Genomic DNA, 13,155 nt, shown 5'->3' with positions numbered 1-13,155 from the left:
GGGCCAAAGCCCTGGGCTCAAATGTATTCGTTGATCAGGTTTTCCAGCATCTCCTGGCGGCCAGAGCCGATGAGAGGCTCGCCGTTTTCCAGGGTGTAGGCTTCGAGTTCTTCAAAGTTGGTGGTGCCGGCTTCCACCTTGGCGCCGATGCCGGCATCGAAGGTGCTGTAGCGGGCTTTGCGGAAGGCATCCAGACGACCGTCTTCAATGATGGCCGAGGCGATTTTGAGGCCGCGCGCAAACGCATCCATGCCGCCGATGTGGGCGTGGAAGAGGTCCACGGGTTCGAAGGATTCGCGGCGCACTTTGGCATCGAAGTTCAGACCGCCGGTGGTGAAGCCGCCGCTCTTCAGCATGACGAGCATCATCTGGGTGGTGAGGTAGATGTCGGTAGGGAACTGGTCGGTATCCCAGCCGATGAGCTCATCGCCCGTGTTGGCATCCACAGAACCGAGGGCCCCGGCGGCCACGGCCACCTCCATCTCATGCCACATGCTGTGGCCGGCGAGGGTGGCGTGGTTGGTCTCCAGGTTCAGCTTGAAGTGCTCCATGAGATTGTGCTCGCGGAGGAAGTTCAGGCAGGCTGCGGCATCGGAGTCATACTGGTGGGTGGAGGGCTCACGCGGCTTCGGCTCGATGTAGAAGGGGCCTTTGAAACCAATCTTTTTCTTGTAGTCCACGGCCATGTGCAGGAAGCGGGCGAGGTGATCCAGCTCGCGCTTCATGTCGGTGTTCAACAGCGAGGCATAACCTTCACGGCCGCCCCAGAAGGTGTAGCCTTCACCGCCCAGGCGGTGGGTGACTTCGATGGCCTTTTTCACCTGTGCGGCGGCATAGGCATAGACCTGCGCATTCGGGCTGGTGGCGGCACCTTGGTTGTATCGGGGATGGGCAAAGAGGCAGGCGGTGCCCCAGAGCAGCTTTTTGCCGGTGGCATTCTGAGCCTTCTCCAGCTCATCGGCGACGGCATCCAGGTTGGCATTGCTTTCGGCCAGGGTTTCGCCCTCGGGGGCCACGTCGCGGTCGTGGAAGCAGTAATAGTCCACGCCCAGCTTGTCCATGAACTCAAAGCAGGCCCAGACGCGGCGCTGGGCATTGGAGATTGAGTTGGTGCCGTCATCCCAAGGGCGCTGGGCGGTGCCTGCGCCGAAGGGATCTGCCAGGCTGTTGCGCATGGCATGCCAGTAGGCGACGCCGAAACGGAAATGCTCGCGCATTTTTTTCCCGGCCACGACTTCATCGGCATTGTAATGCTTGAAGGAAAGCGGGTTGCGTGACTTGGGGCCCTCGTACTGGATTTTCGGAATGTCTGGAAAAGCTTCGCTCATGGTATGGGCGGCCATTGGATACGTTAGGCGCGAAAGCGTCAAGCCTGTTCGTTGGCGGGCTGAATCGCGGGGGCATTTTGCAGTGCTCGCGGAAGCCCCACATCTTCCTGAAAAAAAGCGGCCCGGAGGGACCCAACCAAAATCCCTCCGGGCCTTAAGTGACCGAACTGTCCCCAACCATGAAGTGACAGTCCAGCTCGTTGTGGTGAAGCTCGCGCTTCAGGGACTTATTCAGCAGCTAACAGGCCAAGTGCATCGGGATTCTATGTCATTTTCGACGCATTTTACAGCCGAGGGTCGGCACTGCGACTTCTTGTGACGCGAAGTGGTGTGGATGTGACCTACCTGTCCTGGGGTGGGTTTTACAGCTCGGCTTTGAGGGCGGTGAGGAGGTCCTCATAGCGGTCGAAGGCCTGGAACTGGGGGAACTGGGCCTGGATGCTTTCCGGTGCATGGAAGAAGAATCCTTTGTGGGCTTCGCCCAGCATGGTGGTGTCGTTGAAGGAATCTCCCGCTGCCAGAATGTGGTAGTTCAGGGTCTTGAAGGCTGCGACGGCTTTTTGCTTTTGGTTAGACTGACGCAGCTTGTAGTCGGTGATGCGGCCGGTGCTGTCAGTTTCCAGGTAGTGGCAGAAAATGGTGGGCCAGCCGAGCTGACGCATCAGCGGATGGGCGAATTCTTCGAAGGTGTCGCTGAGGATGATGACCTGGGTCAGGGAGCGCAGCTCATCCAGAAAGGCCTTGGCGCCTTCCATGGGGGAGAGGGTGCCGATGACGTCCTGGATATCTCCCAGCTTCAGCCCATGCTGGTCCAGAATGGCTAGGCGGCCCTTCATCAGCACATCGTAGTCGGGTTCGTCACGGGTGGTGCGGCGCAGTTCGGCAATGCCGGTTTTTTCGGCAAAGGCGATCCAAATTTCCGGCACGAGTACGCCTTCGAGATCGAGGGTGACGATGGTCTGTTTTTTCATGGGCGGCTTTTCTGTGTCATGGGTTGGGGCCACTGTCCAGCGGCCGGATGCTGAAAGTAGGGAGGGGCGATTGAGGGGCATTTGGGGTTTTCGATAGGGCCAAATGGCACGCCGCCGCGTAAGTTATGGGCTGGTGGTTTCGTTTTTAACCCTGCTTTGGGTCGCCTCACTCTATTTGAGCACCCTTCATTACCCCCCAACTATCGAATGACATTCTATTCTTGCAGCCTGCTGGCTGCGTCGGTCGCCCTGCTCATTTCGGGCACCAGTTGCAGTCAGGTTCACTCCGCAGGCTCCCTGGGTTACCTCATGCATGGCGATACCAACCTTCGCCCGACTCCTAAAGATTTTCGACACATGCCTCCGCGCGATCAAGACCGTACCCCCACGCCCATGCAGTGGGGCATGGCGTTTTGAGTCGGCTAACGGTTCAAGCGAGAGAGACCTGCGCCTGCGCGAGATCCCGCGTGTGGGTGAGGGAGACCAGAACCCGGGTGACCCCCTGGGCCTCGGCATGTTTTTGAGCACCCCCGTGCAAAAGCAGCACGGGTCTGCCTGATGCTTCGCGGGTGATCTCGAAATTTTTCCAGTCCACGCCTTCAGCCCAGAGGCCGGTGCCGATGGCTTTGGCCGCTGCTTCTTTGGCAGCAAAGCGGGCCGCGTAATGCATGGCAGGGTCTGCGCAGGCATCGCAGTAAGCGATCTCGCCTGCGGTGAAGGTACGCTCCTTGAAGCGGTCCCCATGTTTGATGAGGAGATCCCGGATGCGCGACACCTCCACCAAGTCTATGCCCAGGCCGATCATGCGCGTGGGTAGTGGGCCATGATGGCGATGAATTCGGCGATGGCCTGCCTTAGCCCGACAAACACGGACCGAGCCACGATGCTGTGGCCGATGTTCAGCTCTGCCAGATGAGGCACGCTGAAGAGATCGGCCAGGTTTTTGGTGGTGAGGCCATGGCCGGCATTGATTTGCAGTCCCAGGCTGTGGCCCAGCTCGGCGGCGGCCTTGAGACGGGCGGTTTCGTGCTCCCGTTTTTCACCTTGTTCATTGGCAAAGGTGCCAGTGTGCAGCTCGATCATGCTGGCCCCGATTTCGGCGGAGGCGCGGACTTGGTCCAGATCTGGATCAATGAACATGCTGACGCGGGTGCCATTGGCTTCCAACTGGCCTACGCTGCTGCGCAGGGCCTCCTTTTGGCCCACCACATCCAGGCCGCCTTCGGTTGTCACCTCTTCGCGGTTTTCGGGAACCATGCAGACAAAGTCCGGCTTTACCTCCAGGGCGATGCCCAAGATCTCGGCCGTATTGCCCATCTCGAGATTCATCTTGGTGCCGATTTCTTTGCGCAGCAGGTAGATGTCCGCATCCACGATGTGGCGGCGGTCGGCACGCAGGTGCACGGTGATGGAGCTGGCCCCGGAGGCCTCGGCAAGATGGGCGGCTTCGAGGATGCTGGGCTCTACATTGTGCGCGCCCAGCATGGTGCGGTAGCGGGCCTGACGGAGGGTGGCCACGTGGTCAATATTGACGCCGAGAAGGAGGGAGGAATTCATCAAAGGGGACGTTGGATGTCGGAGGAAAGGAGGTTGGTTTTGGCCAGTTGGCGGGAGGCCCAGGCATGGGTGCGGCGAGAGATGGCATCCATGATCAGGGCCAGGCAAAGCCCTGCCAGCGCGCCGCCCAGTGCCCCATAGGCAGGCACCACCCAGCCATCACCGATCTGTTCTGAAAAGTGCTTCAGGGCCCAGGCGCAGATGGCCCCGGCAGGGATGCCAGCGAGAACCCCGCACTGGATGAAAAGGGCGCGGATACCAGATTCCGTACGGCCTGTGCGGAGGCCGATCAAGACGGACGAGGAGAGTACGCCCAGGCTGATCAATCCCGCTGCGGCCACGATGGCAGCCAGTCCGAGGGCGATACCCACGCCGATGAGAACGAGGGCGACACCGAGGAAGAGGATGCCAAAGATGGCCATAGGAGGGAGTATCAATGCAGGAAGTGACGATGGCCTGTGAAGACCATGGCCATCTTGCGCTCATCGGCAGCGGCGATGACTTCTTCATCGCGCATGCTGCCGCCGGGCTGGATGGCGGCGGTGGCTCCGGCTTCGGCGCAGGCGATGAGGCCGTCGGCAAAGGGGAACATGGCATCGCTGGCGACGACGCTGCCTGCGAGGGACAGGCCGGCTTCTTTGGCCTTCCAAATGGCAATGCGGCAGGAGTCCACACGGCTCATTTGGCCAGCACCGATACCCAGGGTACGGTCATGGGTGGCGAAGACGATGGCGTTTGACTTCACGTGCTTCACCACGCGCCAAGCGAAGCGCATGGCTTCCAGCTCTTCGCGCGTCGGCGGGCGCTGGGTCTTGACCTTGTTTTCCAGGTCTTCCAGGCCGAGGGCGCGTGGATCGCTGTCCATGACGAGGACGCCGCCGGGGGCGCTGCGGATGATCGGGTCGCTGAAGGTCTTGGTGACTTCCGGCAGCATCTGGATGAGGCGCAGGTTTTTCTTCTTCTGCAGCAGCGCGCGGGCGTCCGCATCGAAGTCCGGGGCAATGATGATGTCCGTGAAGATTTCCGAGATGATGCGGGCCAGGCCCACAGTCATGCTGCGATTGATGACAATGACGCCGCCGAAGGGGGCCTGCTTGTCGGTTTCAAAGGCCTTGGCCCAGGCTTCACGCAGATCTTCATCCGCACAGCCGATGCCGCAGGGATTGGTGTGCTTCAGAATGGCGACCGTCGGGCGGCGGAATTCATGGATGAGCGCGGCGGCACCGTGAATGTCCAGGATGTTGGTGTAGCTCAGTTCTTTGCCATGCAGCTTCACAAAGTAGTCGCTGAAGTTGCCATAGAGGGCAGACTTCTGGTGCGGGTTGTCGCCGTAGCGCAGCTCGCTGTGCAGGGGCAGGCTGAGGGAGAAAGTCTTCTGCGTCACCTGCTCCTTGTTCAGGAAGCTGGCGATGGCGGCATCGTAGCTGGAGGTGCGCTGGAAGACTTTGCAGGCCAGGCGCTCGCGGGTGGCCAGGGTGGTCTCGCCTTTGTTTTCCTTCAGTTCCGCCAGGACGATGGCGTAGTCCGCCGGATCCGAGATGACGGTCACCCAGCGGTGGTTTTTCGCCGCGCTACGCAGCATGGAGGGGCCGCCGATGTCAATGTTCTCGATGGCCTCCTCCAGCGTCACGTCCTTCTTGGCGACGGTCTGCTCAAAGGGGTAGAGATTGATGGCCACGAGGTCAATGACCGGGATGTTGTGCTTGGTCGCGTTCTTTTTGTCCTCGTCATTGTCGCGGCGCTGCAGCAGGCCGCCGTGGACCTTGGGGTGCAGCGTTTTTACACGGCCATCGAACATTTCCGGGAAACCCGTGTGCTCCGAGACGTCAATCACCGTCAGGCCGGCTTCTTTCAGGTGCTTTGCCGTGCCGCCGGTCGAAAGGATTTCAATGCCGAGCTCTGCCAGACCTTTGGCAAAGTCGAGGAGACCGGTTTTGTCGGAGACGGAAAGGAGGGCGCGGGCGATGGGCATGTGGACAGGTTGTGTTTCGGGAGAGTGGAGTAAAGGGGGAAAGCGGGCGCGGGCAATGGCGAATATTGGATGATTCAGGCACTGCCATATCAAAAAGGGAGCCTGGATGACCCAGGCTCCCCATGAAGGTTAAAGAGATTTTCTAGCGCGTCCTGGTTACATGACCATGCCACCATCTACGGCCAAAACCTGGCCCGTGATGTAGCGGGCTTCGGCGCTGGCCAGGAAGGTGGCGGCAGCGGCGATGTCCTCAGCCTGGCCGAAGTCGGCCAGCGGGATTTTTTCCAGCACGGCGGCCTTCACTTTTTCATCCAGCACGCCCGTCATGTCCGTGGCGATGAAACCCGGTGCGATGACATTGGCCGTCACGCCACGCCCGGCGAATTCGCGGGCGAGGGATTTGGTGAAGCCGATGAGGCCTGCCTTGGAGGCGGCATAGTTGGCCTGGCCGGCATTGCCGATGAGGCCGATGACCGAGGCGACATTGATGATGCGGGCACCTTTTTGCTTCAGGATGCTGCGCTGAAAGGCCTTCACCATGTTGAAGGCGCCCTTCAGGTTGGTATCCAGCACAAAGTCCCAGTCTTCCTCGCTCATGCGCAGAAGCAGGCCGTCTTTGGTGACGCCAGCATTGTTCACCAAGATGTCCACATGGTCGAAATCGGCCAGGATGATCTTGCCCAGTTCGGCCACGTCAGGTCCGTTGGCCACATCCACGGCATAGCCTTTGGCGGCTCCCGGATATTTGGCATTGATGGCCTCGGCGGCGGCCTGGGAGTTGGCTTCGGTACGGCTGATGATGGCCACCTTCGCTCCTTCAGAAGCGAATTTTTCAGCGATGGCTTTGCCGATGCCACGTCCGGCACCGGTGACGACTGCGACTTTGTCTTGGAGTTTACCCATGCGCCATCATGGCCAAGCCGCGCCTCCTGGCAAGCGCGGACCTTTAGACACCGTCGAACAGACCGCCGATCACGGAGCCGATGCCCTCCAGCGCCAGGCCCAGCAGTTCGCCTGCATCCACCCCGTCCATGCTTTCCAGGATCCGGCCCAGGGTGCGGCGAACGCCGACGATGGCGAAGAAAAAGAACAGCAGCGAAAGCGCCGCCATCCCCAGGCCCCGGCTGGCGCTATCCGCCATGAACCCCGAATAACTGCCGTAGGCGCTGGCCGCAGAAATGCCGCCCAGGCCCCAGCGATAAAGGGCGGGCAGCAACTGCACCTTCACCTCCAGCAGTTCGTCACGGCTCAGCACATGCCCCGCCTTCAGGGCTGCTTTGACTCCCGCTTTTTCAATCTTTGGCAGCAGTTTCTCAGCTTTCGGCGTCAAGAAGGATGGCGGCGGCAGGGGGAAGGGGGCTGCGGGTCGGCCGGTGGATGGATCGTTCATAGGAAACAGGTGGTTCAGTCACTGCTGTGGAGTGGGGCGTGTTTACCGCGTTGTAGCGCATCCCGCACCGTTGCCTATTCCAAAATAGCCTACCTGATTCCAGCCAGACAGTCGAAATGGACATAAGAAGATCATTCCCAAGCCCAGGCAGACTCAGTAAAAAGAGCCACAACTCATGAACACACGCCGCCACTTTCTCGCCGGACTCACCACCGCTGCTGCTGCCACTTTCACCCAGACTCTGCGTGCGGCACCAGATCCCAAAAAGGATGTGGTGATCGGTCACGGCAACCATCGCTACAAGGTGAACAAGGACTGGGTGGCCCCAGGGCAGGGGAGGCATCACCCCATCCTGAACTGCCACGAAATGGTCCAGGTGAAAGACGGTCGCCTTTTCATGATCGGCGATCATTGGGATAACCAAATACTGGTCTTCAAGCCAGATGGCACCATCATGGAATCCTGGGGCAGCGTCTGGCCAGGCGGCCACGGCCTCAGCCTCGCCCGCGAAAATGGCGAGGAATTCCTTTTTGTCACCGATAGCGGCCTCTGGAAAAGCGGCGGTGGCGGTTACCGCCAAACAGGACGTGTCACCAAAATCGACCTGGCCGGCCGGGAGATCTTCAGCCTCAGCCATCCCATGAGCGTGGGGGCCTATGAACCGGACATGTTTTTCAACCCCACTGAAACCGCTGTGGCTCCGAATGGCGACATCTATGTGGTGGACGGTTACGGGTCTAACTATGTGTTGCGTTACGACCATCGTGGCAAGTTCATCTCGCGCTTCGGTGGTAAGGACGGCGTGCCCGAGCAGGAGCGACTGAACAATGCTCACGGCATTGAGATTGATACTCGCAAAGGTGCGGATCAGGCCACCGTGCTGGTGACCTCACGCGCGGACCATTGCTTCCGCCGCTTCACGCTGGAGGGCAAGTATCTCGAAACCCTACCGGTGCCCGGCTGCAAGGTCTGCCGCCCGGTCATCTCTGGGCAGGAGCTTTATGCGGGCGTCTGCTGGTCCCTGGATCCGGTGCGCAGCAAGCTGCCCCAGAATCCCTCTGGTTTCACGGTCATTCTCGATGCTGAGGGCAAGGTCATCAGCGCCCCGGGCGGCACGGAGCCTGCCTATGAAAACGGGCTGCTCAAACCCCTCACGCAGGCCCAGCCGGTGATTGACCACGGTCACGACGTCTGTGTGCTGGAGGGTGGAGACCTCATCGTCTGTCAGTGGAACGCCTTCCAGACCTACCCGATCCGGCTGGAGAAGATCTGATGTGTTGTTGCGCTCTTGGTTAGGCTGGGGGCGCTGGCCATCGGGTTTCAGCTCCCTTTGGCCACCAGCGGATTCACAATCTGGTCAAATCGGCGCAGCCACACCGTGGGGGCCGTTTCCTGGCGCAGCCAATGCCTGCCGCTGCTGCCCAGCGCCGCACGCTGGGTGGGGCTCATGGCTTCCAGGTTCAGCACATCCTGCGTCAGTCCGTCCACATCTCCGGGCTCATGCAGAAAGCCGGTGTTGCCAGACAGAACGGTCTCCCCTAGTCCGCCGGATCGCGCGGCCAGCACAGGTTTGGCGTAATCGTAGGCCTCATAGGTCACTAGGCCCAGCGGTTCCCACCAGACAGAGGGGATGACCACCGCCCGGCAGCGTAGCAACTGGTCCTTTTTCGTCTCTCCGCCCACCGTTCCCAGGGCGCAGATGAAGGGGTTCCCCCGCGCATGCTGGGCCACCAGTCCTGCCAGCGGCCCCTCCCCGGCGATGTGCAGACGAGGCGTGTTTTTGCCCAGTTGATTGTGCAGCGCATCCCAGGTTTTCAGCAGCATCGGCAGACCCTTTTCTTCAATGAGCCGACCCAGAAAGAGGTAGTATCCCGCGTCCACCTTCTCTGGGGCCTGCGGCATTGCATCCCAGGCATGGCGCAGCGTCACGATGCGTTCTGGATGCACCGCCCCGGCGGCGATCAGCCGTTCCCGCATGAAGTCAGAAATGGCGATCCACGTCTTCACGCTGTCCAGCCAGCCGCTCCGGTGCAGCAGCTTTAAAAGCACCGCCATCAGCGCACTGCGCGTGACGGATCCCATCCACGCGCCCTCCCACACCTCCGTGCCGTAGCGGCCATGCAGCGGATCTGAAAGAATCCGGCCTCGCGAATACAGGCTGCCGCCCACGGAAAAGGGTCGGTAGTTATGCAAAAACTGCACGACCGGCAGCTTGCGCTTCAGCGCACTGTGATAAAGCGCTGGCGATCCCACCGGGTAAATGTTGTGAAAAACGGCCACATCCGGCTGGGCTGCATCTACCGCCGCCTCAAACCGCCTTTTCCCTTCGGGATGATAAAACAGCTTTCCCGCCTGCGCGATTTTTCCCGGTGCGCCCGGTGGCGTCCACTCCTTGCTGTCGAAGGAACAGGTGGAAACCTCATGCCGTTGCCTCAGATGCTCACGAATTCTTTCCACCGAATACTCCTCGCCCCCGAAGGATCGGTAACGGTTGAAGACATTTAGGATCGAAAGGGACATGGACGTAGGGAGACAGCAGCACCATCGCACAGACTGCGCCACGACCAACGGGAATGTCTAATAAGCCATTGTCTTCTGCCGGTGAATCGGGAACAATTCACCCATCCATGAGTGATACCCCCCAGGACCCTCCGAATCCCTCCAAACCCACTCCGTCTCCCGATGAGATCACCCGGAAGCTGGAAGACTTCATCAAAAACAGCCTCGGCGGCCAGGTGGTGTTTTCCAGGGTGGAGCCTGGCCTGCGCAGCGGCACCCCGGACGAGGCCCCCCCAGAGGGACCGCCTGTGGAGGAGGAGCCTACGGCCGCTTATGATTTCCGTTACAAGCCGGCTGACATCAAAGCCTACCTCGACCGCTTTGTGATCCGCCAGGATGAGGCCAAAAAAGTCCTCTCCACCGCCGTCTGCGATCACTACAACCACGCCCGCATGCTGCGTGAGCACAAAAAGCAGAAGTCTGCCTCTCAGCTCGAGTTCACCAAGCAAAACGTCCTCATCACAGGTCCCACCGGTGTGGGCAAAACCTACCTGGTGAAACACATCGCCGATCTCATCGGCGTGCCCTTCGTCAAGGCCGATGCCACCAAGTTCAGCGAGACGGGCTACGTGGGTGCGGATGTGGATGACCTCGTGCGCGATCTCGTCGCCAAAGCCAACGGCAATGTCGAGCTGGCCCAGCACGGCATCATCTACCTGGATGAAATCGACAAGCTGGCCACTGGCGGTGAAGGCCGCATCGGTCGCGATGTCAGCGGCCGTGGGGTGCAGACTGCGTTGCTGAAGCTCATGGAAGAGACGGAAGTCGCCCTCTATGCGCCTAACGACATGCGCAGCCAGATGCAGATGATGTTTGATACCCGCAAAGGCCGCACAGGCCGCGAGGTGGTGAACACTCGCAACATCCTCTTCATCGTCAGCGGTGCCTTCTCAGGCCTGGAAAAGATCATCGAAAAACGACAGGCCAAATCCGCCATCGGCTTTGGTGCCGTCGTGGCCGCCCGGCCCCAGTCGGAGGAGCTTCTCCGCGAAGCCCGCACCAAGGATTTCATCGACTATGGGTTCGAGGCCGAATTCATCGGACGTCTCCCCGTGCGCGTGTTTTGCGATTCGCTGAAGGCGGATGATCTCTTCCAGATCATGAAGAACAGCGAGGGCAGCCTCATCCGCCAATACGAGCGTGAATTTCATGCCTATGGCGTCCGCACCGTCTTTGAGGACGATGCCCTCCGTGCCGTTGCCGAGCGCGCCGCCGATGAGAAAACCGGGGCTCGTGGCCTCGTCACCGCCTGGGAGAAAGTCCTGCGCGACTTTAAGTTTGAGCTCCCCAGCCTCGGCCTGCCGGACCTCATTGTGGACGGTTCACTCGTCGCAGATCCGGCCAAGGCTTTGGAACGCTGCCGCCTGGATGCCCAGAGCTTCAGCACGGATGTGCGTGCGGAGGTCGTCCACCGTTTTGCCTCCCAGTTTGCCACCGCCCATGGGCTGGAGCTGGTCTTCGATGCCGGGGCCGTGCGCGCCCTCGTCCAGCGGGCCGAGCGGGAAGGCTGCGCCGTGGAAGAACTCTGCACTCGCCTCTTTAAAGACTATCCCTTTGGCCTCCAGCTCGTCTCCCGCAGCACGGGGCAAAAGGCCTTTCACATCAACCGCGAATCGGTGGAGCAACCGGACAAATTCCTCAGCGACCTCGTTGTGGATTCCTATCGTCAGGCTGAATCTCCCACCCCCTGACCCCTCTCTCTATGGATCGTAATCGAGTCACCCTCATGTTCATTGGCATCCTGGTCTGCGTGCCAGTGCTGGCCATGTATCAGTTTGGTCTTTTCCCGGAGCTTTCTGCCTGGCTGGGCGGGCAGCTCCCACGTCTGCTGGTGTTGCCAGAGGATGGGCTGAAAAGCAGCCTCTTGCTCCAGTACGGCTACTACACTGCCCTGGCCTTCATCTGTGCCTGGGCAGGACTGGAGATGCGGGCGCTCTGGCAGAAGTTTGCCTTCCTCTGCGGCCTCACCTACCTCACCATCAGCCTCACCGTCACCCTGGCTTGGATGGGCGTTTTGTTTGAGCCCTTCAGCGGTCTCATGGCCGCATGGGTGGCCTGTCTGGTCGCCGTCATGGTGGCAGATGCGGGCAAAGCTACCGTGACCTCCACATCGGAAGCGCCCGTGGTCATCGGCGCTGAAACGAAAGAAGGGTGAACCTTGCGGTTCACCCTCCATCGGTGCTTCTGGTTAGGCTTGCGCCGGTCCAGGTTTAGAAATTGAAGCTCAGGGTGATGGAGCCAAAGATCTGGCCCTCATCCTGGCCGCGAAACTCACGCGTGCGGTAAGTGTAGGCGTAGCTCAGCTTGGTGTTCTTCCAGTTCACGGCAAAGCCGGCCGAAAGGTCGGCCACCAGCGGGTATTTGTCCACGGAGTGGCTATCGCGGAAGGTGTTACCATCCAGGAAGATGTTGCGGGCCACGGCGCGGCCTTCACCCCGGAGGAAGAAGTGGAAGCCCAGGCGATTCACCCATGATTTAGAGGTGTAAGGGTTTTCCAGGGCGGTCGGAGTGGTTGCGGATTCCGTGATCGCTCCGGTGCCAAAGTCATCAGGAAGATTGTAACCAAACCGCACTTCGGTGCCGATGGTGCCATGGGTCATCACGTTGCCCAAGGTGACACCTGCATAAGGAAGGATGTCCCAGTCAAAGCCATGGCTGTCGCGACGGTCGCGGATGCGCCACATGCGTTCATAGGACACGTTCACGCCGATCTCGTTGCCCAGCTGGTTGTCCCAGCCTTGCGGGTAGTCAATATCACGCGCTTCATGGACCAGACGCTGGGTCTCTTCCGCATAGGACCAGGGGCCGACGACACCGACGTTAAAGACCAGGGAGTTTTTGACACGCTCATTCTTCCAGATCAGTCCCATGCCCACATACAGCCAGCCAGCATAAGGCCGCTGATCCTGCACCAGGGTTCTGGCATCGGTATCCATCGGGGTGAACATGCTCTGCCCCAGGGTGATGGCCACGTTGCGTTCATACGTGTCACTGCCGAAGCCGTCAAAGTAGCCTGCCATCTGCCCCAGGGTGGGGTCATCACCAAACTTCTTCAGGTTTGGGGAGGTCCAGCCGATGCGGGCTCCATTCGTGTAGTTGGCATCGGTATTTCCGAAGAGGTCGTTTTCAAAGTAAAAGGACAGCGTGCCGTATCGGTTGGGATCCACATCTTGGGCATGCATGGCAGCGGGTAGCAGGCAGGCTGCGAGGAGGCAGAAGAGAGGTTTCATGGGAGTGATGAGGTTTTAAAAGTAACGCTGCCCAGCATGCACAAACTGTGCCCCCGCGCTGAAGTCGCCTGGGCTTTTCCCTCACCGGGTCACAGTCATGAAACCGACCTCATTTCTGATTGAAGGTCTAAGGGCAGTCTGCACTTCA

At 60.1% G+C, this 13,155-nt stretch carries 14 protein-coding genes; 4 read left to right on the top strand and 10 right to left on the bottom strand.

The window, feature by feature from the left end; translation table 11 throughout:
• Positions 1–17 precede the first annotated feature (17 nt).
• Entirely contained in the window at positions 18–1,328 is a 1,311-nt protein-coding gene (xylA, locus tag ABEB25_RS17610; RefSeq protein ID WP_345737745.1) for a xylose isomerase, read from the bottom strand.
• A 362-nt stretch (positions 1,329–1,690) separates the two neighbouring features.
• On the bottom strand, positions 1,691–2,299 hold the full coding sequence (thrH, locus tag ABEB25_RS17605) for a bifunctional phosphoserine phosphatase/homoserine phosphotransferase ThrH (protein WP_345737744.1): 609 nt from the start codon (positions 2,297–2,299) through the stop codon (positions 1,691–1,693).
• 207 nt (positions 2,300–2,506) lie between these two features.
• Between thrH and ABEB25_RS17600 the strand changes: the two genes are divergently transcribed.
• Positions 2,507–2,716 carry a hypothetical protein gene (locus ABEB25_RS17600; RefSeq protein WP_345737743.1) on the top strand — a complete coding sequence of 70 codons (210 nt, stop codon included), beginning with the start codon at positions 2,507–2,509 and terminating at the stop codon, positions 2,714–2,716.
• 13 nt (positions 2,717–2,729) lie between these two features.
• On the opposite strand, the gene acpS is transcribed toward ABEB25_RS17600, so the two are convergent.
• From acpS to ABEB25_RS17570, 6 genes are all read right to left on the bottom strand, one after another.
• Positions 2,730–3,104 (bottom strand): holo-ACP synthase, encoded by a 375-nt coding sequence (acpS, locus tag ABEB25_RS17595; protein WP_345737742.1) that lies wholly within the window; start codon positions 3,102–3,104, stop codon positions 2,730–2,732.
• The gene (locus tag ABEB25_RS17590; protein ID WP_345737741.1) at positions 3,101–3,856 is read right to left on the bottom strand and encodes a pyridoxine 5'-phosphate synthase; all 756 of its coding nucleotides are present in this window, start codon (positions 3,854–3,856) and stop codon (positions 3,101–3,103) included. Before ABEB25_RS17590 ends, acpS begins: the two co-directional genes overlap by 4 nt.
• Positions 3,856–4,278 (bottom strand): hypothetical protein, encoded by a 423-nt coding sequence (locus ABEB25_RS17585; RefSeq protein ID WP_345737740.1) that lies wholly within the window; start codon positions 4,276–4,278, stop codon positions 3,856–3,858. Before ABEB25_RS17585 ends, ABEB25_RS17590 begins: the two co-directional genes overlap by 1 nt.
• Positions 4,279–4,289: 11 nt before the next feature.
• A complete protein-coding gene (gene purH / locus ABEB25_RS17580) occupies positions 4,290–5,828 on the bottom strand; it encodes a bifunctional phosphoribosylaminoimidazolecarboxamide formyltransferase/IMP cyclohydrolase (protein WP_345737739.1) in 1,539 nt (512 codons plus the stop codon).
• 156 nt (positions 5,829–5,984) lie between these two features.
• Entirely contained in the window at positions 5,985–6,731 is a 747-nt protein-coding gene (gene fabG / locus ABEB25_RS17575) for a 3-oxoacyl-[acyl-carrier-protein] reductase (RefSeq protein ID WP_345737738.1), read from the bottom strand.
• 43 nt (positions 6,732–6,774) lie between these two features.
• Positions 6,775–7,218: a hypothetical protein gene (locus ABEB25_RS17570; protein ID WP_345737737.1), complete on the bottom strand. Its 444-nt coding sequence runs from the start codon at positions 7,216–7,218 to the stop codon at positions 6,775–6,777.
• Between the two features lie 175 nt (positions 7,219–7,393).
• Here ABEB25_RS17570 and ABEB25_RS17565 point away from each other — a divergent pair, with 175 nt between their 5' ends.
• Entirely contained in the window at positions 7,394–8,491 is a 1,098-nt protein-coding gene (locus tag ABEB25_RS17565; protein ID WP_345737736.1) for an NHL repeat-containing protein, read from the top strand.
• 47 nt (positions 8,492–8,538) lie between these two features.
• On the opposite strand, the gene ABEB25_RS17560 is transcribed toward ABEB25_RS17565, so the two are convergent.
• Positions 8,539–9,738 (bottom strand): glycosyltransferase family 4 protein, encoded by a 1,200-nt coding sequence (locus ABEB25_RS17560; protein WP_345737735.1) that lies wholly within the window; start codon positions 9,736–9,738, stop codon positions 8,539–8,541.
• A 107-nt stretch (positions 9,739–9,845) separates the two neighbouring features.
• Between ABEB25_RS17560 and ABEB25_RS17555 the strand changes: the two genes are divergently transcribed.
• Both ABEB25_RS17555 and ABEB25_RS17550 read left to right on the top strand, forming a co-directional pair.
• Positions 9,846–11,468, top strand: coding sequence for an AAA family ATPase (locus ABEB25_RS17555; protein ID WP_345737734.1), 1,623 nt, complete (start codon positions 9,846–9,848; stop codon positions 11,466–11,468).
• Positions 11,469–11,479: 11 nt separating this feature from the next.
• On the top strand, positions 11,480–11,932 hold the full coding sequence (locus ABEB25_RS17550) for a hypothetical protein (RefSeq protein ID WP_345737733.1): 453 nt from the start codon (positions 11,480–11,482) through the stop codon (positions 11,930–11,932).
• 55 nt (positions 11,933–11,987) lie between these two features.
• Here the strand turns inward: ABEB25_RS17550 and ABEB25_RS17545 are convergent, their stop codons facing one another.
• Positions 11,988–13,007: a lipid A deacylase LpxR family protein gene (locus tag ABEB25_RS17545; RefSeq protein WP_345737732.1), complete on the bottom strand. Its 1,020-nt coding sequence runs from the start codon at positions 13,005–13,007 to the stop codon at positions 11,988–11,990.
• Positions 13,008–13,155: the final 148 nt, after the last annotated feature.

Source organism: Prosthecobacter algae (assembly GCF_039542385.1).
In the GTDB taxonomy this organism is placed as follows: domain Bacteria; phylum Verrucomicrobiota; class Verrucomicrobiia; order Verrucomicrobiales; family Verrucomicrobiaceae; genus Prosthecobacter; species Prosthecobacter algae.
Note: the sequence above shows the minus strand (reverse complement) of the source record. Positions and strands in the feature narration are given on the sequence as shown.

Excerpts from the sequence above, each read along its gene's own strand:
- xylA (WP_345737745.1), bottom strand. The coding sequence starts at position 1,328 with ATGAGCGAAGCTTTTCCAGACATTCCGAAAATCCAGTACGAGGGCCCC.
- thrH (WP_345737744.1), bottom strand. The coding sequence starts at position 2,299 with ATGAAAAAACAGACCATCGTCACCCTCGATCTCGAAGGCGTACTCGTG.
- ABEB25_RS17600 (WP_345737743.1), top strand. The coding sequence starts at position 2,507 with ATGACATTCTATTCTTGCAGCCTGCTGGCTGCGTCGGTCGCCCTGCTC.
- acpS (WP_345737742.1), bottom strand. The coding sequence starts at position 3,104 with ATGATCGGCCTGGGCATAGACTTGGTGGAGGTGTCGCGCATCCGGGAT.
- ABEB25_RS17590 (WP_345737741.1), bottom strand. The coding sequence starts at position 3,856 with ATGAATTCCTCCCTCCTTCTCGGCGTCAATATTGACCACGTGGCCACC.
- ABEB25_RS17585 (WP_345737740.1), bottom strand. The coding sequence starts at position 4,278 with ATGGCCATCTTTGGCATCCTCTTCCTCGGTGTCGCCCTCGTTCTCATC.
- purH (WP_345737739.1), bottom strand. The coding sequence starts at position 5,828 with ATGCCCATCGCCCGCGCCCTCCTTTCCGTCTCCGACAAAACCGGTCTC.
- fabG (WP_345737738.1), bottom strand. The coding sequence starts at position 6,731 with ATGGGTAAACTCCAAGACAAAGTCGCAGTCGTCACCGGTGCCGGACGT.
- ABEB25_RS17570 (WP_345737737.1), bottom strand. The coding sequence starts at position 7,218 with ATGAACGATCCATCCACCGGCCGACCCGCAGCCCCCTTCCCCCTGCCG.
- ABEB25_RS17565 (WP_345737736.1), top strand. The coding sequence starts at position 7,394 with ATGAACACACGCCGCCACTTTCTCGCCGGACTCACCACCGCTGCTGCT.
- ABEB25_RS17560 (WP_345737735.1), bottom strand. The coding sequence starts at position 9,738 with ATGTCCCTTTCGATCCTAAATGTCTTCAACCGTTACCGATCCTTCGGG.
- ABEB25_RS17555 (WP_345737734.1), top strand. The coding sequence starts at position 9,846 with ATGAGTGATACCCCCCAGGACCCTCCGAATCCCTCCAAACCCACTCCG.
- ABEB25_RS17550 (WP_345737733.1), top strand. The coding sequence starts at position 11,480 with ATGGATCGTAATCGAGTCACCCTCATGTTCATTGGCATCCTGGTCTGC.
- ABEB25_RS17545 (WP_345737732.1), bottom strand. The coding sequence starts at position 13,007 with ATGAAACCTCTCTTCTGCCTCCTCGCAGCCTGCCTGCTACCCGCTGCC.